This window comes from Aeromonas sp. S18(2024) (genome assembly GCF_041402525.1).
GTDB lineage: Bacteria > Pseudomonadota > Gammaproteobacteria > Enterobacterales > Aeromonadaceae > Aeromonas > Aeromonas enteropelogenes.
On record NZ_JBGLQV010000001.1, the window covers coordinates 469,651 to 488,201 of the forward strand.

Consider the following 18,551-nt stretch of genomic DNA (forward strand, 5'->3'; position numbering starts at 1 on the left):
CAACACTCCCCATAAGCACAACACGCCTATCCCCCAAACCACCCACAGCAGGGCAGAAGCAAATGGCAGTAGCATCGGGTAAATCTCCATCGCCCAGCTGACCCACTGAGTAGGGATAGGTAACCCTCCCTCGGGCCAAAACGTCGCCGTAGTACTCGCCAACTCCCCTGACTCGAGACTTGCCACCTTGTCCAGCGCGGCAGACACCCATTGAGGCAGAACTTGTAGCAGCCAGTAAATCCCCCAAATGAGCCCACTCCATAGCGTGACCAAGGTTATTTTCCACACATTCTTCATTGCTCCTCCAGATCTCGAATAGGGTGGGATATGGCCCTGTATGGCTTAGGGCGCGTGAGAGAAGCTAAACGTTGGAGCTATATCCAATGTCAAGGGAGGGTTGTCAGGGGCGAGGAGAGATGGCGGTCATCCAGTGCTGGCTACGACAGTTTCAGGAGGCGTTGGTGGTGGGCTCGCATTGCCAGCCTGTTGGCCTCAACGCAATATGCCGACCCTGGGACCGGCATGGTGGGGGGTTGACAATTCTTCTAACCGGGGCGCATTCGAACGGGCTTTGCCATTTGCACCTGGGGCCGTATTGGCTGCGTGACCAATGGGCAATGGCGCAATGGAAATGGAGGGGCCTATTTATCCGCCTTGCCCGCCGCATCGGCGAGTTTGGCCAGTTGTTTGTCATACCAGGCCACCGGGCGGTTTTCATCTTCCGCCCGCTCCTTGCGCCGGATGGCATTGCGCACCATCATGGCCCCCAGCCAGCGAAACGGCTCGGGCGGAAAGTAGCCGCGCGGGCCGCTCACCAGCGCGCAGTCGCGCCACGGCTTGTCCTCCTCCCACACCTCATCTCTCACCAACGCCGCCAGGATCTGGCCACCCATCCAGCTCTGCGCCACCCCGTTGCCCGAATAGCCGAGGCCGTAGACAACGTTGGGCTGCCCTCGCCAGTGACCGAAGAAGGGGAGGCCATCCACCGAGCGGTCGGAGGCGCCGCACCAGCTGGCGGCGATGGGCACCTCCTTGAGCGCCGGAAAGAAGCGGCGTAGGGTGCGGGTGAGGGGGGCGAGATAGCGGCTCGGTTCGTCGAACTCGGCCAGATGGCGGTTGGCAAAGGCGAAGGTGTTGCCCCCCTTGCCCAGCATCAGCCGCCCTTGCACAGTGGATCGGTAGTAGTGGACAAAGGTGCGGCCATCCACCACGGAGCGGCCGTGCGCAAGCTGCTGGGCGGCCAGTGCATCCGGCGCGGGGTCGGTGATCACCATATCGGAGGAGACCAGCACTATGCTGCGGCGAAATTCGCGAAAGTGTTGCACCATGGCGCTGTTGAGGGCCAGCACCACCCTGCGGGCACGCACCTTACCTTGCGGTGTTTGCACTCGCGCCGGCTGACCCGCCTCAAGGCGCTGCATGGGGGAGCCTTCATAGACCTCGACCCCCAGTTCCCGCGCCACCCGCAGCAGGCCACGCACCAACAGAGCCGGTTGCACCGAACCGGCGTGAGGGCTGTAGAGCCCCTCCAGATGAACGTGGGAGCCACTCTGGCTCGCCAGTTCACCCTCCGCAATCGCCTGCCACTGGTTAAGGCCGGCCTGCTTCAGCGCCTGCAATACCGGTTCCATCAGGCCGCGCTGGGCCTCGCTGGTGGCGGTGTAACAAGTGCCCTCGACCCTTAGCTCTGCCGTTATGTTGTGCTTTTCACAGAAGCGGGCGATCTCGTGTACCGCCTGCTCAGATCTTTGCACCAGCCAGGCGGCCTGCTGCTCGCCAAACAGGCGCTTTAAGGTCAGGTACTTGGCCGACCAGGTGAGCAGGCAGCCACCGTTGCGCCCCGAGGCGCCGCTGCCGCAGCGCTCTTTCTCCAGCACCAGGATGCGTAAGCCAGGCTCTGCCTGTTTAAGGGCGATGGCGCTCCACAGCCCGGTAAAGCCGCCGCCGACGATGCAGACATCGGCCTCGTGGTTGCCGACGAGGGGCGTGGGCGGCGCGGGTTGTTCGGCGGCCAGCGCTTCGGCCAGCCAGAAGGGGAGAGTGGACATCATGGCTCCTCGACAAGGTTATGAGTGGCGCCAGCGCTGGGTGCGGGCCAGCAGAGTGCGGCTTAACAAAAGCTGGAGCAGCTTGACGGTGGCGGCGGCCAGCAGGATCAGGGTGGCCATGGCGGCGGCCGCGGCGGTGTCGCCGGAATCTTCCATATTCAGCACGGCGATGGAGGCGAGCACGCTGTCGCTCGAATAGAGGAAGATCACCGCCGAGGTGGTGGTCATGGCGTTGACGAACAGATAGATGAAGATCTCCAGCAGCGCCGGCAGGGAGGCGGGCAGGGTGACGCGCCAGAACGCCTTCCAGAGCGGAATGCGCAATGAGATGGCCACCAGCTCCAGCTCTTTGGGCAGCTGCTTGAGGCTGGTCACCGCCGTCATATGGCCCACGGTGTAGTAGTGAATGACGCAGGAGAGCACCATCAGCGGCAGAGTGCCATAGAGAGTGCCGTAGAGGCCGCCAAACAGCGGATTGCCGTTGAAAAAGAAGATGTAACCCAGCCCCAGCACCATGCCGGGCACCGCCAGCGACAGCATGGCGAGCAGGTGCAGCAACTGGCGAAGCCATGGGAAGTGGCGCCCCTTCTCCTGGGCCCAAGCCAGTACCATCACCAGCACTGTGCCCACAAGGGCGGTGTAGAGGCCCAGTTGCAAGGTATTGGTAAAGGGCTGCCAGCCATAGACGCTGTTGCTGTCAAAGGCGTAGTGATCCAGCGTCAACCCGAGGTTGTAGGGCCAGAACTGCACCAGGGAGCCGTAAACGGCCATCCCCACCAGCGCCAGAAACAGCAGGGCCCAGAGCGTGCACCAGCCGAGCGCCAGCAGATCCCGCAGCCGATGGGGTTTGGGCTGATAGGGCACCGCCTTGGTGCTGCTCTGCTCCTGCATCTTGCTGCGCACCCTGTGCTCCAGGGCAAAGCTCAAGAGCGCCGGCAGCAGCAGGGTGACGCTGGCAACCGCACCGAGGGAGAAGTTCTGCATCCCGATCACCTGTCGGTAGATATCGGTGGCCAGCACGCTGTACTGGCCGCCAATCACCTTGGCCACCCCGAAGTCGCAGATGGTGAGGGTGAAGACGGCGATGGCTGCGCTGAGCAGGCCATAACGGGCAGTGGGCAGGGTGACGGTGACAAAGGTGCGCCAGCCGCTGCTGCCCAGTACCCGGGAGGCTTCATAGAGGCGGGCGTCGCTCTGACCGAGCGCCGTGATAAGGATCATCAGGGCGTGGGGAAAACACCAGAAGCCCAGACCAATGACGATGCCGATGGGGCCGTAGATGCTCTCGCCGCCCAGTAGCCCCTTGGCGATCCCCTGATTGCCAAACCAGTAGACCAGACTGATGGCGGGCAGCAGGGAGGGCATCAACAGCGGGATCAAACCTATGAGGCGAAACAGGGGCTTGCCCGGCATGCAGGTGCGGGTGAGGGCATAGGCGTAGCCAAAGGCGATGGTCACCACCAGCGCGGTGATCAACACCCCGAGCCAGAGGGTGTTGCCTATGGTGCGCCCCAGATGAGGGGAGTCGAAATAGGCACTGAAGTTGGCAAGGCCCACCCAGAGGCCGTTCTCATCCTGCAGGCTCTTTTGCAGCATAGTGAGCAGTGGCAGCAGCAGACCGCCGGTGAGCAGGGCGATGCCGAGCACCAGCAGGAACAGTTGCAGCAGCTGATCCCGGCTCCAGCCGCGACAGAGCCGTTGCCAGCGAGAGTCTTGGCGGGCTGTCGCTGGCGGCAGCAGAGAGGAGGTCGCGAAGGGGGCTGTCATGGGCGCTCTCCTTCAAACAGTTGCATCGCTCCGGCGGGCCAGTGCAGCGAGCAGCGCATGCCACTGCGCCAGCCACCTTGTTCGTGGCGGGGCAGCTCGTGGGTCGGGCGCTCCACCAGAATTTGCTGCGGGCCCAGATAGGTGTCGGCGGTGCAGATGAGGCGCTGGGCGGCGCCGAGAAACTCCACCTGATCGATGGTTGCTTCAATGCCGTATTGGCCAAGATAGGGCTCGCTCGGCGCACTCAGGGTGATCGCCTCGGGGCGGATCGCCACCTGCAATTTGCTGCCAGGGTTGGCCCGGTTGGCGAGTGTTAGCGGCTGCTCGTTAAGGCGCACCTGGGTGGGGCCGAGCACCAGGGTGTCGAGGAAGTTCATGGTGCCGACAAAGCTTGCCACGAAGCGGCTCGCTGGCTGGTGGTAGATCTCCTGCGGGGTGCCTACCTGCACGATGCGGCCACCCTCCATCACCACGATGCGATCGGCCATGGTCAGCGCCTCTTCCTGATCGTGGGTCACCATGATGGTGGTGATGCCAAGGCGCTGCTGCAGGGCGCGGATCTCGCTGCGAAGGTGGGTGCGCACCAGGGCATCCAGGGCGCTGAGGGGTTCGTCCAGCAGCAGCAGGCCGGGGGAGAGGGCGAGCGCCCGGGCCAGCGCCACCCGCTGCTGCTGGCCGCCGGAGATCTGGCTCGGGTACTTGTGGGACTGGGCAGTGAGAGCCACCAGCCCCAGCCAGTGATCGACCCGCTCCTTGATAAGATCCCGCGCCAGCCCCTGATTCTCGAGGCCGAAGGCGATGTTCTGGGCCACCGTCAGGTTGGGGAAGAGGGCGTAGGACTGAAACACGATGCCAAAGTCGCGCTGTTGGGGCGGCAGCAGGGAGACATCCCGCCCCCCTTGCCAGATCTCGCCGCTGTCCGGCAGATCCAGCCCGGCGATGGCTCTGAGCAGGGTGGTCTTGCCGCAGCCGGAGGGGCCGAGAAAGCAGATAAACTCCCCCGGCTCAATGGTCAGAGAGATCCCCTTGAGGGCCTGAAAAGCGCCGAACTGCTTGTTGAGGTGTTGAATGTCCAGATAGGGCTGGGTCATGGTGCGACTCGCTACTGATTTGGTATATACCAGTTTGCGGGTGAAGTGTGACGGTCAGGTGATCGGGGGATGACAGCTTGATGACGGTCAGATGACGACGGGTCGCCTGCAGGTGGCCGGCCCCGTACGGATGGGTGAAGCGTCGCTAATTGAAGGCAATACAAACTCGGGAAGTTAAAACCAAAAAACGAAGGCCAACCTGGGTTGGCCTTCGGCAATGGATCTGTCGGCGGCGATTTGCAGCCATCGCACAAACCTGCCCCCAGCGGGATTACTGCTTGGCTTCGGTCTTGCCGTCGAAGCTGGCGCTCCACTGGGCCAGGATGGTGTTGCGCTCGCGGGCCGCCCAGCCAAAGTCGTTGTCGATCATCTGGCCCTTGATGTTGGCGGGATAGCCGGCTCTGGGCTTGGCTACCTTCGGGATGGCAACCACTGCGAACGACTTGTTGTAGAGGGCGTTGGCCTGTTCGGTGGCGGCAAAGTCGAGCAGCTGTTTGGCGGCTTCCAGCTTGGGGGTGCCCTTGATGATGGCGGCAGCTTCCATATCCCAGCCCGAACCCTCTTTCGGGAACACCACCTCGATGGGGGCACCCTTGGCCTTGAGGCTGGTAGCCGGGAAGTCGAAGGAGATGCCGATCACCGTCTCGCCGCTGGCGGCCAGCTTGCAGGGGGCGGAGCCCGAGTGGGTGTAACGGTCGATGTTCTGGTGCAGGCCGTTCATAAATTGCCAGCCCTGCTGCTCGCCCATGGTCTGCAGCCAGCCGGCGACGCTCAGGTAACCGGTGCCGGAGGAGCTGGGGTTGGGCATGATCACCTTGCCCTTGTAGATGGGCTTGGTGAGGTCAGCCCAGCTGGTGGGGGCCGGGATCCCCTGTTTCTCCGCCTCTACCTTGTTGAAGCAGATGGCGCTGAAGAAGGCGTCCAGCCCTATCCAGTGCGGCTCGGCCTTGCTGTCGCGAAAGCGGCTGTCGAGCTTCTCCAGCCCTTTCGGCGCATAGGCACTCAGCATCTGCTGCTGGTCGAGTTGCATCAGGCTGGTGGCCGCCAGCCCCCACACCACATCCGCCTTGGGCTGGTTTTTTTCTGCCAGCAAGCGGGCGGTGATCACGCCGGTGGAGTCGCGCACCCATTTGATGTTGATATCCGGATGCTGGCGCTCGAACGTGATCTTCAGCTCGCCGAGCTGTTCCGGTTCGAAGGCGGTGTAGACGGTGAGATCGGTGGCGGCCAGTGCCGGGGCTGTCATGGCAGCCAGCACGGCGGCGGCCAGCAAATGGGTTCCCTGTTTCATCCTCTTCTCCATATAAATTGGTTTGGTATAAACCAGATTGATCGAGAGAGAGGCTAGGGGATTTTTATGACGTGACCGTGACAGCCCCATGACGTTTTGCCGCGCACAAGTTGCGGCAATCAATCCTGGGTATCCACCTCGATCTCCAGACTGTCGTGGCGCCAGTACTCCAGATCGAAGTCGAGCACCCGGCCGTGCTGATCGAAGTTGAGTCGCTCGAGGCGCAGGGCGGGCAGACCGGCGGTGGCCCCCAGCGCCTTGGCCACCTCGTCCGGCAGGGCGGTGGGGAAGAAGCGCACCTGCATGCGGGCGTAGTGAAGATCGTAATGGGCCTGATAGACCTCGGTCAGGCTGCCGTTGAGATCTAGCTCCAGCAGGCCGGGCACCCGCTCTGGCAGGCAGTGATTCTCGCAATAGCAGATGGCGCGCCCGTTGGCATAGCGCAGCCGCTTGAGCAGAAACAGGCTGTCGAACGGCTTGAGCTGCAGCCGCGCCATCAGCGCCGGCGGCACCGCCTGGCGGATCTTCTCCAGGAGCTCGGTGCGCGGCTCACCCCCTTGCTCCCGCACTATCTGGTGAAAGTTGGAGGTGCGCCTGGGGTTGAGACTGAAACGGGGCGGGGTGACGAACCAGCCCCGGCGATCCTCCCGATAGATAAGACCGCTCGCCTCCAGCTGCACCAGTGCCTCGCGGATGGTGACCCGGGTGGTGGCGTAGAGCTCCCCCAGCAGCCGCTCGGAGGGGAGCTTGTCGTTGGGGGCCAGGCCCCCCGCAAGGATCTGGTTGGCGAGGGCATCCTTGATCTGCAGATATTGCGGTTTGCTCATGAAAATCCCTGGTTGTGTAATGAGTTGGGCAATGGTTTGGGCACGGGTTCAGTCATCTGCCCGGTCGTTAAACTGCGGCGTTCAACTGCATTGGTAGAGACCAGTGTTGCCCCTGTGGTTCAGGCTTCCTAGATTATCGCGATCCCGGCGCTGAAAATGAATTTTTTGTTGCACATGGCGCCACCCCTTTGACCTTGGCGGGGCAGTTACTCACAATGCGCTCATTCTGGTATATACCAAAAGGAGCGAAGTCATGACCCAGATCCCTGCGGCCCCCGCCGCCGTCGATTACCTGCTGCTGACCCCGGGCCCCCTCTCGACCACTGCCACTGTGCGTGCCGCCATGCTGCAAGACAGCTGCACCTGGGATGCGGACTACAACCAGGGCGTGGTGGAGCCCATCCGCCGCGAGCTGGTACGCCTGGCTACCACCCCGGAATATGAAAGCGACTACAGCGCAGTATTGCTGCAGGGGAGTGGCAGCTATGTGGTGGAGAGCGTGCTGGGCTCGGCGATCGGCAGCGACGAGTGCCTGCTGATCATCAACAACGGCGCCTACGGTGCCCGCATGGGGGAGATGGCCCGCTGCCTTGGCCTGCGCCACCACGAGCTTAACTGCGGCGAGACAAACTGCCCCGAACCCGCCGCCATCGAGGCCATGCTGGCGCGCCACCCCGAGATCACCCATCTGGCCATGGTGCACTGCGAGACCACCACCGGCATGCTCAACCCGCTTGAGGAGGTGGCTGCGCTCTGTCAGCGCCGCGGTATTCGCCTGATCGTCGATGCCATGAGCAGCTTTGGCGGCATCCCCATCGACATGGGACGCCTTGGCATCGAGTTTCTCATCAGCTCCGCCAACAAGTGCATTCAGGGGGTGCCGGGCTTTGGTTTCGTCATCGCTCGCCGCGTGGCGCTCACGGCCTGCGCCGGTCGCGCCCGCTCGGTCTCCCTCGACCTGCACGCCCAGTGGCAGACCATGGAGCAGCAGGGGGGCAAGTGGCGCTTTACCTCGCCCACCCATACCGTGCTCGCCTTTGCTCAGGCCCTGCGCGAGCTGGAAGAGGAGGGGGGTATCGCCGCCCGCCATCAGCGCTACCGCGAAAACCAGAGCACATTGGTAGCGGGCATGGCGGCGCTTGGTTTTGCGCCGCTGCTGCCAGAGGAGTGGCAATCCCCCATCATCACCGCCTTTTACTCCCCGGCCCACCCGGACTACCGCTTCGCCGACTTCTACCAGCGGCTCAAGGGGCAGGGCTTTGTCATCTACCCGGGCAAGGTCTCCCAGGCCGACTGCTTCCGTATCGGCAATATCGGCGACGTGACCCCGGCGCGGGTGCGCTCCTTGCTCGCCGCCATGGCCAGCGCCTGCTACTGGCAGGGGGACGCGCGATGACGAGCCAAGCGCTTCACGGTCGCGATCTGCGTGGTGATAAGCTGCACGGCAGCGGCCGCGCCGACAGCGAAGGGGATATCAACCTTGGCGAGGGGCGGGCGCGCTGGTGGGCGGGTCAGAGTGAAGATGTACAGACCGGATTGGCGGAGGATAGCCGCTACTTTCTCCATCAGGCGCTATCTACCCCCTGTCTCGATCTGCTTGAGCGCGCCCAAGGGAGCTGGCTGACCAGCGAATCGGGCAAGCGTTACCTCGATTTTCACGGCAACAGCGTTCATCAACTGGGCCACGGTCACCCCAGGGTGGTGGCCGCGGTGCAGCAGCAGCTCGCCGACTTGCCATTCGCCCCCCGCCGCTACACCCATAAGGTCGCCATCGACTGCGCCCACACCTTGGCCGAGCTGGCCCCCGGCGATCTCAACCGGGTGCTGTTCGCCCCCGGTGGCAGCGAGGTGGTGGGGATTGCCTTGAAGCTTGCCCGCTTCATTACCGGCAACAGCAAGGTGGTGTCCCTGTGGGATGCCTTTCACGGCGCCTCCCTCGATGCCATCTCGGTCGGCGGCGAGGCCTGTTTTCGCACCGGTATGGGCCCGCTGATGGCCGGGGTGGAGCGCATCCCGCCCCCCACCCGTTATCGCGGCGTCTGGTATCGCGGGGAGGGGGATGACCTGCACTACGCCGATTATCTGGAGTACGTCATCGAGAAGGAGGGCGGAATCGGCGCCTTTATCGCCGAGCCTATCCGCAACACCGACGTGCAGGTGCCCTCAAGGGCCTACTGGCAGCGGGTGCGGGAGATCTGCGATCGCCACAAGGTGCTGCTGATTGTCGACGAGATCCCGAATGCCTTGGGTCGTATCGGCCACTGGTTCAGCTTCGAGGAGTTTGGCATCGAGCCCGACATCATCTGTCTGGGCAAGGGGTTGGGGGGCGGAGTGGTGCCGTTTGCGGCGCTCATCACCCGCGACCGTTTCAATCAGGCGGCGGCCATCTCGCTCGGTCACTACACCCACGAGAAGAGCCCCATTGGCTGCGCGGCGGCCCTTGCTACCATCGCTACCATCCGTGAAGAGGGGTTGCTTGCCAAGGCTCAGGAGGATGGCCGTTTTATGGCGTGCGAGCTCGCGGCGCTTGCCGAGCGTTACCCGCTGATCGGCCAGGTGCGCGGCATAGGTCTCTTGTGGGCACTTGATCTGGTGGTCGATCACCAGAGTCGAAAGCGCAATTGTCAGGCCGCCGAGCGGCTGCTCTACCGCTGTCTGGAGCTTGGGCTCAGCTTCAAGGTCTCCCAGGGCAATGTCATCCAGCTCTCGCCGCCGCTCAATATTGCTCGCGCCGATCTGGTGCGCGCCATCGCCATTCTCGATCGCGCCTTGGGCGAGATCGCACTTTCACCGAAACAGGAACATCACCATGACTGACTTGCAGATTGCCATAGACCCGACCACAGACGTGGAGGCGCTGATCCTCGACTGGGCCGGCACGGTCGTCGATTTCGGCTCCTTTGCCCCCACCTCCATCTTCGTCGAGGCCTTCGCCCGCGCCTATGACTTTGCTGTGACCCTGGATGAGGCGCGCCAGCCCATGGGGCTGGGCAAGTGGGACCATATCGCGGCGCTCGGCCGGCTGCCCTCGGTGGATGCCCGCTGGCAGGCCCGCTTTGGCCACCCCATGAGCCACGCCGAGGTGGACCACCTCTATCACACCTTTATGCCGCTGCAGATTGCTGCGGTGACCCGCTTCGCCGCCCCCATCCCGGGTGTGCTGCCTGTGCTGGAAGCTCTGCGGGGACAGGGGATGAAAATCGGATCCTGCTCCGGTTACCCCCGTCCGGTGATGGAGGCGCTGGTACCAGCGGCGTTGGATCACGGCTATCGGCCGGATCACTGGGTCGCTACCGACGCTCTCAAGGCGGGTGGCCGTCCCGGTCCCTGGATGGCGCTGGCCAATGTGATTGAACTGGGAATCAGTGCGGTGCACCGCTGCATCAAGGTGGATGACGCCGTGCCCGGCATCAGCGAAGGGCTGAACGCCGGCATGTGGACGGTGGGCCTGTCGGTCTCCGGCAATGAGTTCGGTGTCACCTGGGAGGAGTTTGCTGCCATGAGCGAGGCGCAGATTGCCGCCCGGCGCGCACCGGCCGAGGTCAAGTTGCGGGCGGCGGGGGCTCATTACGTGATCGATACCCTGGCCGACATCGCTCCGGTCATCGCCGATATCAACCGCCGTCTGGCGGCCGGCGAGCGGCCATAAGCGGGCCTTGGCAAAAAAACCTTGGCATTGAAAAGCAACACGCCCCCGTATGGGGGCGTGTGTGTGTCCAGCGTACAGGGGAGGGATACGGCGAGGTGGCCGCAGAGGATGGCGGTTTATCTCCTGTCGCTCCCCCAACCTGGCAGCTATCCCCCCATCATCCTCGCGGTCTGGATCGCCTGAATAAGGGCGGCGCGGTTGATGCGGGGGCGCTCCTCATCCAGCAGTTGTTGCCACAGGGCGATGGCTTCACGGTAGCGGGCGTGCAGGAAGTGATCGGAGGCGAGCAGCATCAGGGCACTCACTTCCCCCTTGTCGAGCTCGAGCGCGGCATCGAGCAGGCGACGGGCCTCGGGCGTGAGCTGCTGGCCCGCCTGGTAGTAGCGCACAGTCGCCTGGGCGGCCAGGGTGGCGGCACTGGCCCCCCCTTCGAGCAGCGCCAGTCGCTGGTAGGCAAGCCAGGCATTGTCGTATTCATCCCGATAGAGATAGAGCTGGCCGAGCGCCGCCCAGCTGTCGAGATCGGCGGGATTGGTCTGCAGCTTCTGGTGCAGGGCCCCCAGCTCCTTGTCCTGCAGATCCCGGGGGCTCAGGCCCGCCAGGGGATCGGGGCGTGACTGATGCGCCTGCCACGCTTGATAGCGGCCTGTGCTGGCGTAAAAGCTTGCGAGCCCTGCCAGCAGCAGAGCGCCAAGCAGCCAGACGTAGCGGGCATGGTGGGCTCTGGGGGCCAGGGCCAGCCGGGCCCTGAGCGCCTGCTCGGGGACCGGGGTGGCATTGGCCAGATTGGCTGCGGTCAGTTCCCGATAGAGGGGAAGATCGGGGGAGAGCCCGGCTTGCTGCTCGGCCATGATCCGGCGGTTCAGCGCGCCGCGATGATCGACACTGGCGCGGCCTGTGTCGCCCTCAATGGCAATGGCTTGAGCCCCCTTGATCCTCAGGCGGCGGCCGAGCGTCAGCAGCGCCAGCCCCAGCAGCAGGGCAGGACCGCCCCACAGCAGCAGGGTGCTGGCCTTGAAGGGGGGATCGTAGCGCACGAAGTCGCCAAATCGACTGGTCATGCGGGCGATCACTTCTTCATCGCTCTGCCCCTCGTCGACCCAGCGGTAGACCTCGAGGCGCAGATCCCGCGCGATGGGGGAGTTGGACTCCACCAGGTTCTGGTTTTGGCACTGGGGGCAGCGCAGGGCGCGGGCGAGTTCCTGGGCGCGGGCTTGCAGTTCGGGGTGGCGAAACTCATAGGTATCGACTCCGCTGGCAAACGAGCTCGCACTCAGGCACATGCCGAGGAGCAGCAGGGCAGCGGCAAGAGGACGGCACGTCATGATTGTGTCTCCCAAGTCGATGGCACTGTAGTGGCAGCCTTTATTTGCGCGTTGGCGCGGGCCTTGTCGAGCAGGGGCACAAACTGGCGCTGCCAGATCTCCAGGGTAAGCAGACCCGTGTGGCGGGTGAGCAGGGTGCCGTCTGCATCGAACAGATAGGTCTCCGGCGTGCCATAGACGCCGAGCTCCAGGGCAAGTTTGCCGTCCGGGTCGGCCAGCACGGCGCGATAGGGGTCGCCCGCCTCCATCAGCCAGGCGCGGGCCGCGTCCCCCTTGTCCCGATAGTTGAGGCCATAGAGGGGCACCACGCGTGCCAGCTCACCCAGCAACGGATGCTCGGCGCGGCAGTTGGGGCACCAGCTGGCCCAGACATTGAGCACAAAGGGCTCCCCTTTCAGGCTGGCGGTCTGGATCGGGCTCCCATCCAGCAGATTGTCGCTTTGCCACGCAGGCAGAGTACGCCCTAGCGTCGCCTCATCCTGGCTGTAGGGGTTGTTGCCAAGACCGAGCAGGAGCAGGGCGCCGAGGCCCAGAGTCAGGATCAGGGGCAGAAAGAGGCGCAGGCGGGATCTCATAGGGACTCCTGTTCGAGGCGGGGGTGAGGCGAGGTGGCCGCAGCCGGGTGGGAGGCCAGCAGGGGCCGGCGAGCGAGCAGGCGCAGGGCGCCACCCGCCATCATCAACATGCCCCCCAGCCAGATCCAGCGCACCAGCGGCTTGTAGTGCAGGCGCATGGCGTAGGCGTGTGGCCCCATCTTCTCGCCAAGCACCACGTAGAGATCGCCAAACAGCCCCCACGCGATGCCGGGCTCGTTCATGTTCATGGTGCGCACGCTGTAGTGGCGCCGCTCCGGCATCAGGCGGGCCACCTCCTGCCCCCCCCTGTGCACGCTCAGGGTGATGCGCTCGGCGGTGTAGTTGGGGCCGAGCAGCGGCTCGCTTCCCTCATAACGAAACTCATAGGCACCGAGCCGGTAGGGCTTGCCTGCCTCGAGCACAGTGCCACCCTCCTGGCTGTAGTGGCTTACCTGAGCGATGCCGAGGGCGCACACCGCCACCCCGAGGTGGGCGAGCAGACTACCCAGCCGACTGGCCCTTCCATTCCCTTGTCTGAACGAGAAGTTCATCAGCAGGCTTGCAATCAGCCAGAGGCTCAGCACGTTGGCGACCAGTCCCATCCAGCTCAAGGGGCCGAACTCCCGATAGGCGAGGGTCAAGAGCCCCCCGCCCAGCAGGCCAAAGAGCGGCGGCAGCCAGCGGGTAAGGCGGGTGTCATTACTTAAGCCCTGCCAGCGCAGGCGCGGCAGCTGGGTCATCAAGGCCATCAGCAGCAGGGCCAGCGGCACGAAGATGGTGTTGAAGTAGGGGGCGCCCACCGAGAGGGATCCCAGATGGAGGGACTTGAACACCATGGGGTAGAAGGTGCCGAGCAGCACGCTGGCGCAGGCCACGCAGAGCAGCAGGATGGCGGCGCCGAGTAGCCCCTCCTTGGACAGTAAGCCGAAGCGGGCGTAGGGGGCGCGGGTGTCGGCCCGCAGGGCAAACAGGGTCAACGCTGTTGTGAGCAGCAGGCCGAGCAGCAGCAACAGGGTGAGGCCGCGATCCGGATCCACCGCAAAGGCGTGCACCGAGGTGAGCACGCCGGAGCGCACCACGAAGGTGCCGAGCAGACTCAGGGAGAAGGTGAAAATGGAGAGCAGCAGCACGGCGTGGCCGTAGGCGCCGCGCTTCTCGCATACTACAAGAGCGTGCAGCAGGGCGGTGCCGAGCAGCCAGGGCAGCAGGGAGGCGTTTTCCACCGGATCCCAGAACCACCAGCCGCCCCAGCCAAGCTCGTAGTAGGCCCACCAGGAGCCGAGCACGATACCGGCGGTGAGAAACACCCAGGAGCCGAGCGCCCAGGGACGGCTCCAGTGGGCCACGGCGCCGTCGAGCCTGCCCGAGTGCAGCGCCGCCATGGCAAAAGCGAAGTTGACCGCAAAACCCACATAACCCAGATAGAGCAGGGGCGGGTGCAGGATCAGGCCGATATCCTGCAGCATGGGGTTGAGGTCGCGCCCCTCCTGCGGTCCCGGGAAAATCCGATCGAAGGGGCTGGAGAAGACCAGAGTGTAGAGGGCAAAGCCCCCCACAATCAGTCCCATAATGGCCAGTACCCGCACCAGGATCAGCGGGTCGACCCGCCTGGAGCACAGCGCCACCAGCGCCCCCCACAGGGCCAGCGCGAAGACGAAGAAGAGCATGGAGCCCTCGTGGCCGCCCCACACGGCCGCTATCTTGTAGCCCAGGGGCAGGGCGCTGTTGGCGTGCTGGGCCACATAGGTCAGGGTGAAGTCATTCTGGGCAAAGCAGATCCCGAGCAGCACCAGGGCGGCACCGAGCAGGGCGGCATTGAGCAGTGCCAATGGCCTGGCACAGCCGAGCAAGGGGGGGGAGGCGAGCCGCAGCCCGAGCCAGGGCAGTAACCCCTGCATCAGGGAGAGCAGGGTTGCCAGCAACAGTGAGAGATAGCCGAACTCCGCCAGCACACAACCTCCAGGTTCACTCTTCGATGTCATTCATGTCATGGCACACACGCCGCGTCGTCTCCCGTTTGGCGGGGGCTCGGCAGGCAGCGGGTGTGGCATCACCAGAAATCCATTGGGCCAACAACAAACCAGCGCCAGTCGCCCGAGGGCGGCTGGCGCTGGTGATCATACCTTTAAACAACTGTCATCTGGCCGGCATAAAGCACGAAGTAGCGCAGCAGCAGGATCCCCACCAGGGTCAGGCTGCACACCAGCACCAGATGGCCGCTCTTCTCTCGCAGGGGAGCCGGGGTCAGGAAGGCGATCAGCTGGGGCAACACCATGCCGATACCCACCACCCCTACCCAGAACACCTGGGCCCAGAAACCGCTGCCGATGGCGGCCCACATGGCCACCTCTTTCTGGCCGCCACCGAAGTAGAGGCCGGTAAAGAAGCAGACCAGCAGCAGGATCTCTACCGCCAGCATGGGACGCTCGAAGCGGTGCACGAAGCTGACCCCCTGGCTGTGGTGGTTTTCCTTGAACAGGGTCACCGCCAGCAAGATGGTGGAGGCGATTCCCGAGCTGATGCCCGAGACCAGAAACAGCACCGGCAATACCGGGTTGTTCAGGAGCGGATAGGTCTTGAGCGCCGAGAGCAGGAAGCCGGTATAGGCCCCGAGCAGCACCGCCAGCAGCAGCAGAACGGGGGCCAGCAGCCGCTCGATGCGGGCGAGCCAGGCGATGAGATTATCCACAAAGGCGAACTTATCCTGAAACCACCGGACGCGCAGCCCCTCGATCTCGCTTCTGAACACCACCGCCAGCCAGGCGAACAGCACTGCCATATAGAGCTGGAACAGCATGACCCCCATCGACATCACGGAGTCGAACTGGTAGTGGAACATCAGCTTCCAGAAGGTCCAGGGACGGGCCAGGTGGAAGATGAGGATCAACAAGCCCAGGATCACGCTCGCGGGTGCCAGGATGGCAGTCGCCTTGATGATACCGCTCTCGCTGCCAGCCCCCTTGCGGCGCAGCAGCACAGCCAGGGTGGCGGCCCCGGCGGAGATGCCGAGCAGGAACAGGTAGATGGCGATCGGCCAGTTCCAAACGAGAGAAGGGAAGTGAAATGCCTCTTGCATCGTCATGACTTTATCTCCCCTTTGGGCACGCGGTACATCTTGGGCGAGGTGCCGAGCGCCTGCTTGTAGCGATAGGTGGTCTCCTTCACCAGCCGTTGGGAGAGCGGACTGTTGGGATCATCCAGGTTGCCAAACACCAGCGCCCTGGTGGGGCAGGATTCCACGCAGGCCGGCTCCTTGCCCTGGGCCAGGTTGGTCTTGCGGCAAAAGTCGCACTTATCGGCGACCCGGGTGACCGGGTTGATGAAGCGCACCTGATAGGGGCAGGCGGCCAGGCAATACATGCAGCCGACGCACAGATCCGGGTTCACATCGACGATGCCATCCTCCATACGGATATGGGAGGCGCCAGTCGGGCAGACGTGGACGCAAGGAGCGTTGTCGCAGTGCTGGCAGGACTTGCGAAAGAAGTGGTACTCGGCGTCGGGATACTCTCCAACGGGGCCGGAGCGGATGATCTCGAGGCGCGAGACCCCCTCCGGCACCTGGTTCACTTCCCGGCAGGCGTCCATGCAGGCGGTGCAGCCGATGCAGGCCTGCTCGTCATGCAGCATGCCGTAGCGCACCCCGTCGATGGTCTGGGTGTGGGCGAGGGAGCTGGCGAGCGAGCGGGTCGGCCCCGTCATCATGATGAGGGCCCCGGCGCTCATCCCCGCCATGAATTGACGGCGAGAGCAGCTCATGATGCCTCCTTGCCCGGGGCCACTTTGACCTGGTTTGCCTCGACCTTGGCCTTGGCCGCCTCATGCTGTTTGCTGTGGCAGTCGACGCAGAGCTTGATGCGGGATTTTTCCGGGATCCCCACCATGGGCTCCTTGGCCGGGTGCAGGGCGTGGCAGCTGGTGCAGGTGAGCTTGGTGGCGTGCACGTCGTGGGCCCAGAGTGCCTCGCGCAGGGGTTTGGGTTCGTGGCAGCTCATGCAGACGCTGTTCTGCTCCACGATGGGGTACGCCTCTGTGCTCTTCTTGTCGCTAAAGCTGTTGCTAAAGCGCATCACATCCTTGACCCCTTCCCTGTGCTTGGGAGAGGGCTGGCCGTGACAGTTGGTGCAGGTCACCGGTTTGAGGTTGTTGGGATTGGTCGCCTTGCCATGCTTGCCGTGCATGACGTCGTCCTGATCCTTGTGGCAGTCGGTACAGGCCTTGTCGGCGCTGCGCAAGAATTCCACCTCGTGGGTGGGGGGCACGGCGGCGGGAGCGGTTGCCTGCTCGGCGGCCTGGCCCTGTACGCTGGTCAGCAGCATGGCCGCCATCAGCATCAGTCGTAAGAAATCCATCGTCAAATCACCCATATGAAGCCTCCATCCTGCTGCGGGCCCGACCGGCGGGCCCGCAGGCATCGGTTACTGTGCCAGCCGGCCGGCCGCTTTGGCCTCGGCATCCCAGGCGGGAACAGTGGTCTTGAGGAACTGGGCCTTGTCGCTGTTGAACTGCTTCATGTCCATGCCAAGGGCGGCCTGGGCCTTCTCCTTGGTGGAGATGTCAGGAATGGCGATCTCCTGGCTGATCCCCTTGGCGGCCAGCAGACGTGCCAGCTTGGTGCGGGCGTCGGCGGCCTTGTCGAGGGCACTGCCCAGGACCTTGAGGGCAACTTCCGGGGCATGCATCTGCACCCCGTGGGAGGCGATGGCATAGTCCCAGCGCCACTGGGCGTGACGGATGTCTTGCAGGATATCTTTCATCTCGGCGTCGGTCGCGCCGGCATCCCAGGCGGCCTTGGCTTCAAAGTGGGCGCGTACCAGCTGCTTCTCGACTTTCAGCTTGGTCTCGACAACGGCGTCTTTGCGCTGCTTGACAATGCCTTGCAGCATCTCCTTGCTCTGGGTGTGGCAGTTGCGGCAGGTCTGCTCGAAGCGATCAAACGGGTTGCCAATCTTGTGATCCGTGTAGACCTTGCCCTGCTCGTTCTGCACCTTGGGCATGTGGCAGTCGACGCAGGCCACATTGTTCTGGCCGTGAATGCCGGCGCGCCAAGTTTCATACTCGGGGTGCTGGGCTTTGAGCATGGGGGTCCTGGAGACGGCGTGGGTCCAGTCGGAGAAGCCCAGTTCGTCGTAGTAGGCCTCCATCTGCTCGACCGAGGTGCCATCATCCCAGGGGAATTTCACCGCCTTGGTGGGGCCGGTGAAGTAGTACTCCACGTGGCACTGACCGCACACCTGGGACTGCTGATCGAAGCGGCCCTGCTCCTTGAACGGCTTGCCGATGGCGGTCATGGCCCGATCGGCATAGGGGCGGGAGAGGTGCAGGGCAGGCTTGCCCTCCTTGAACTCTTTCGAGGCGGTGTCATGGCAGTCGGCGCAGCCGATGGTGTTGACGATCTCCGGGCCGCCCTTGGCCCACATCCCCTTGAAGTAACCATCCTCGCCTTGCTCGTCGATCACCCGGGCCACGTCCGGGCTCTTGCAGCTCCAGCAAGCCATGGGCAGGGGGCCATCTTCGGCGGTTTTCGGTGCGCCGGTGCGCAGGGTCTCGCGCACGTCGGTCAGGGCATAGAAGTGACCGCGGGGCTTGTTGTAATCCTTGGCAAAGGCGTAGCCGGCCCAGAGCACCACCATGTTGGGATCCTCGGCCAGGGCGTCGCTGCGCTCCTTGCTGTCGCTGGTGGCTTTCCAGCTGCTGAACTGATCGGCGTGATCCTTGGCAAACAGTTCGTTGCGTGCCTCTATCTTGCCCTTGGTGCTCTCTTCGGCCTGAGCCCAGCTGCTACCAAGCAGACCGGTCAGTAGCAGGGCGGCGAGCCCCAGCCTGGTTTGTTTGTTATGTGAACCCACGATCATCACTCCCAGATAAATGTCTTGGTGCGGTCTGACCCGTTCCATCTTGTTGCGTGGACATCAACACCCGCAGGGCGCGGGAGTGGGCAGACCAATCTCTTGTTGACGGTGAATAAACCGATTTTT

15 protein-coding genes are annotated in these 18,551 nt (G+C 63.9%); 3 read left to right on the forward strand and 12 right to left on the reverse strand.

Features of this window, described 5'->3' with window-relative positions:
* Positions 1-641: 641 nt before the first annotated feature.
* The 5 genes from ACB034_RS02050 to phnR form a co-directional block, all read right to left on the reverse strand.
* Positions 642-2,048: an FAD-dependent oxidoreductase gene (locus ACB034_RS02050; RefSeq protein WP_371172066.1), complete on the reverse strand. Its 1,407-nt coding sequence runs from the start codon at positions 2,046-2,048 to the stop codon at positions 642-644.
* 18 nt (positions 2,049-2,066) lie between these two features.
* Complete coding sequence (locus ACB034_RS02055) at positions 2,067-3,815, reverse strand: putative 2-aminoethylphosphonate ABC transporter permease subunit (protein WP_371171951.1); 1,749 nt, start codon at positions 3,813-3,815, stop codon at positions 2,067-2,069.
* Entirely contained in the window at positions 3,812-4,906 is a 1,095-nt protein-coding gene (locus ACB034_RS02060; protein WP_371171952.1) for a putative 2-aminoethylphosphonate ABC transporter ATP-binding protein, read from the reverse strand. Before ACB034_RS02060 ends, ACB034_RS02055 begins: the two co-directional genes overlap by 4 nt.
* A 271-nt stretch (positions 4,907-5,177) precedes the next feature.
* Positions 5,178-6,197, reverse strand: a complete 1,020-nt coding sequence (locus ACB034_RS02065; protein WP_371171953.1) for a putative 2-aminoethylphosphonate ABC transporter substrate-binding protein — start codon at positions 6,195-6,197, stop codon at positions 5,178-5,180.
* A gap of 119 nt (positions 6,198-6,316) precedes the next feature.
* A complete protein-coding gene (gene phnR / locus ACB034_RS02070; RefSeq protein ID WP_371171954.1) occupies positions 6,317-7,024 on the reverse strand; it encodes a phosphonate utilization transcriptional regulator PhnR in 708 nt (235 codons plus the stop codon).
* Between the two features lie 253 nt (positions 7,025-7,277).
* Between phnR and phnW the strand changes: the two genes are divergently transcribed.
* The 3 genes from phnW to phnX are packed head-to-tail and all read left to right on the forward strand — an operon-like array spanning position 7,278 to position 10,673.
* Positions 7,278-8,420 carry a 2-aminoethylphosphonate--pyruvate transaminase gene (phnW, locus tag ACB034_RS02075; RefSeq protein WP_371171955.1) on the forward strand — a complete coding sequence of 381 codons (1,143 nt, stop codon included), beginning with the start codon at positions 7,278-7,280 and terminating at the stop codon, positions 8,418-8,420.
* Positions 8,417-9,841: an aspartate aminotransferase family protein gene (locus ACB034_RS02080; RefSeq protein WP_371171956.1), complete on the forward strand. Its 1,425-nt coding sequence runs from the start codon at positions 8,417-8,419 to the stop codon at positions 9,839-9,841. The genes phnW and ACB034_RS02080 overlap by 4 nt, the downstream gene beginning before the upstream one ends.
* On the forward strand, positions 9,834-10,673 hold the full coding sequence (gene phnX, locus ACB034_RS02085; protein ID WP_371171957.1) for a phosphonoacetaldehyde hydrolase: 840 nt from the start codon (positions 9,834-9,836) through the stop codon (positions 10,671-10,673). The genes ACB034_RS02080 and phnX overlap by 8 nt, the downstream gene beginning before the upstream one ends.
* A 146-nt stretch (positions 10,674-10,819) precedes the next feature.
* On the opposite strand, the gene nrfF is transcribed toward phnX, so the two are convergent.
* From nrfF to nrfA, 7 genes are all read right to left on the reverse strand, one after another.
* A complete protein-coding gene (gene nrfF, locus ACB034_RS02090; protein ID WP_371171958.1) occupies positions 10,820-11,998 on the reverse strand; it encodes a heme lyase NrfEFG subunit NrfF in 1,179 nt (392 codons plus the stop codon).
* Positions 11,995-12,573 (reverse strand): DsbE family thiol:disulfide interchange protein, encoded by a 579-nt coding sequence (locus ACB034_RS02095; RefSeq protein ID WP_042071491.1) that lies wholly within the window; start codon positions 12,571-12,573, stop codon positions 11,995-11,997. Before ACB034_RS02095 ends, nrfF begins: the two co-directional genes overlap by 4 nt.
* The gene (gene nrfE / locus ACB034_RS02100) at positions 12,570-14,525 is read right to left on the reverse strand and encodes a heme lyase NrfEFG subunit NrfE (protein ID WP_371171959.1); all 1,956 of its coding nucleotides are present in this window, start codon (positions 14,523-14,525) and stop codon (positions 12,570-12,572) included. The genes ACB034_RS02095 and nrfE overlap by 4 nt, the downstream gene beginning before the upstream one ends.
* Positions 14,526-14,698: 173 nt before the next feature.
* Entirely contained in the window at positions 14,699-15,655 is a 957-nt protein-coding gene (gene nrfD / locus ACB034_RS02105) for a cytochrome c nitrite reductase subunit NrfD (protein WP_026456712.1), read from the reverse strand.
* Positions 15,652-16,332 (reverse strand): cytochrome c nitrite reductase Fe-S protein, encoded by a 681-nt coding sequence (nrfC, locus tag ACB034_RS02110; protein ID WP_042028863.1) that lies wholly within the window; start codon positions 16,330-16,332, stop codon positions 15,652-15,654. Before nrfC ends, nrfD begins: the two co-directional genes overlap by 4 nt.
* Complete coding sequence (gene nrfB, locus ACB034_RS02115) at positions 16,329-16,940, reverse strand: cytochrome c nitrite reductase pentaheme subunit (protein WP_371171960.1); 612 nt, start codon at positions 16,938-16,940, stop codon at positions 16,329-16,331. Before nrfB ends, nrfC begins: the two co-directional genes overlap by 4 nt.
* A gap of 51 nt (positions 16,941-16,991) precedes the next feature.
* On the reverse strand, positions 16,992-18,428 hold the full coding sequence (nrfA, locus tag ACB034_RS02120) for an ammonia-forming nitrite reductase cytochrome c552 subunit (protein WP_216992448.1): 1,437 nt from the start codon (positions 18,426-18,428) through the stop codon (positions 16,992-16,994).
* Positions 18,429-18,551 lie beyond the last annotated feature (123 nt).

What these genes read in the sequence shown, in the direction of transcription:
- phnW (WP_371171955.1), top strand. Translation starts at nt 7,278, where the DNA reads ATGACCCAGATCCCTGCGGCCCCCGCCGCCGTCGATTACCTGCTGCTG.
- nrfF (WP_371171958.1), bottom strand. Translation starts at nt 11,998, where the DNA reads ATGACGTGCCGTCCTCTTGCCGCTGCCCTGCTGCTCCTCGGCATGTGC.
- phnX (WP_371171957.1), top strand. Translation starts at nt 9,834, where the DNA reads ATGACTGACTTGCAGATTGCCATAGACCCGACCACAGACGTGGAGGCG.
- nrfD (WP_026456712.1), bottom strand. Translation starts at nt 15,655, where the DNA reads ATGACGATGCAAGAGGCATTTCACTTCCCTTCTCTCGTTTGGAACTGG.
- ACB034_RS02095 (WP_042071491.1), bottom strand. Translation starts at nt 12,573, where the DNA reads ATGAGATCCCGCCTGCGCCTCTTTCTGCCCCTGATCCTGACTCTGGGC.
- ACB034_RS02055 (WP_371171951.1), bottom strand. Translation starts at nt 3,815, where the DNA reads ATGACAGCCCCCTTCGCGACCTCCTCTCTGCTGCCGCCAGCGACAGCC.
- nrfC (WP_042028863.1), bottom strand. Translation starts at nt 16,332, where the DNA reads ATGAGCTGCTCTCGCCGTCAATTCATGGCGGGGATGAGCGCCGGGGCC.
- ACB034_RS02060 (WP_371171952.1), bottom strand. Translation starts at nt 4,906, where the DNA reads ATGACCCAGCCCTATCTGGACATTCAACACCTCAACAAGCAGTTCGGC.
- ACB034_RS02050 (WP_371172066.1), bottom strand. Translation starts at nt 2,048, where the DNA reads ATGTCCACTCTCCCCTTCTGGCTGGCCGAAGCGCTGGCCGCCGAACAA.
- nrfA (WP_216992448.1), bottom strand. Translation starts at nt 18,428, where the DNA reads ATGATCGTGGGTTCACATAACAAACAAACCAGGCTGGGGCTCGCCGCC.
- nrfB (WP_371171960.1), bottom strand. Translation starts at nt 16,940, where the DNA reads ATGGGTGATTTGACGATGGATTTCTTACGACTGATGCTGATGGCGGCC.
- phnR (WP_371171954.1), bottom strand. Translation starts at nt 7,024, where the DNA reads ATGAGCAAACCGCAATATCTGCAGATCAAGGATGCCCTCGCCAACCAG.
- ACB034_RS02065 (WP_371171953.1), bottom strand. Translation starts at nt 6,197, where the DNA reads ATGAAACAGGGAACCCATTTGCTGGCCGCCGCCGTGCTGGCTGCCATG.
- ACB034_RS02080 (WP_371171956.1), top strand. Translation starts at nt 8,417, where the DNA reads ATGACGAGCCAAGCGCTTCACGGTCGCGATCTGCGTGGTGATAAGCTG.